2 protein-coding genes are annotated in these 1,085 nt (G+C 49.0%); both read right to left on the bottom strand.

Features of this window, described 5'->3' with window-relative positions; all coding sequences use genetic code 11:
- Positions 1 to 149: 149 nt before the first annotated feature.
- Positions 150 to 533, bottom strand: coding sequence for a hypothetical protein (locus tag KGB21_RS29330; protein ID WP_223507549.1), 384 nt, complete (start codon positions 531 to 533; stop codon positions 150 to 152).
- 3 nt (positions 534 to 536) lie between these two features.
- Positions 537 to 1,085 (bottom strand): RHS repeat-associated core domain-containing protein (locus tag KGB21_RS29325; protein WP_223507548.1); only part of this gene is annotated, 549 nt, incomplete at its 5' end.

Here is a 1,085-nt window from a genome sequence, read left to right as displayed (position 1 = left end):
GGGCTGGAGGGTCGGGTAGTTCGGGGGGGAGTCGTGGGAGTTCGGGTGGTGAGAGTGGGGAGTAGTGCATTGTTGAATGAGGCATTGAGCCCAGCAATTAGCGAAGCCCAGAAATTACTGGGCTTCTTCGATTTTGGTTATTTTGAAATTCATAGATTGGTTGGATAAATAGTCAATTTGTTAAATTGAAGATCAACAAAGACGGGGGCTTCGCTCGCATAGCCAAGTAACTCAATAAGAACTATTGATCCGGCAAGATCGATAATTGCGTGACCGTCGGGGCTCGTTCTTAGCAGGGTTCCTGTTGCGTGAATGCAGTCTTCCGATGCCTCTATTGCACTTTTGGTGCTCAACGAGACGCAGATGTTTTTACCCCATACGAACTCTGCGTCTATATCTAGCTCAACATCGTACTGTTCGCCAAATTTGGGGCATGGCCCATGCCATTCCGCCACTGCAAATCCTACAGTCGTTGAAAATTTCACGAAAATTTCGTTGTTGGTTAATGCAATATCATCGATGGTAACTAGCATTTTTTATTTCTTCGGTAATGGGACTCGGACAACTGTGCTTTCAACGTGCATCACATTGTTCTTCAATTCAAATATCCACTTTTCTTCATGGTAGTGGTGTTTGGTTGGGCTCCCGCTCATTTCATGAGTCCCATATCGAATACTCCTCTCACCATCCGTTGATACCAGTCTGTCAGGATCGGCAAGTTTGGTTCTTGGGTGATTGTTTGTATAAGGGCCTTCTCCCAAGAACTCTTCCCATTTACTGGTTGCATCCTGAGCTTTTACTGGCTTATTCGCATAGGTTTCTTCGTGACGCCCTTTTTTAGGAGTCTCGCGAGTGATATCCGGTGCCCTAGGCTCTTCCCCATCAACCTCCACCCTCCCAGCCGGATCCCGCTCCGCAACAACTGGCTTTTTACACCCATCCCCACCCGGACAATCATTCAACCCCAACGGATCCACCCACCCCGTCGGGTTCGGCGTATACCGATAGGCATTCAACCCACCCGCCAACTTCACCGGATCCGGCGTCAGATAGCGCCCCGTATCCGGCTGGTAATACCGATGCCG

Source organism: Pseudomonas sp. GL-RE-29 (genome assembly GCF_019947275.1).
Lineage (GTDB): Bacteria > Pseudomonadota > Gammaproteobacteria > Pseudomonadales > Pseudomonadaceae > Aquipseudomonas > Aquipseudomonas fluorescens_A.
This window is presented reverse-complemented; position numbering and strand designations above follow the sequence as displayed.

Coding starts and splice junctions, on each gene's coding strand:
- KGB21_RS29330 (WP_223507549.1), bottom strand. CDS start 533: ATGCTAGTTACCATCGATGATATTGCATTAACCAACAACGAAATTTTC.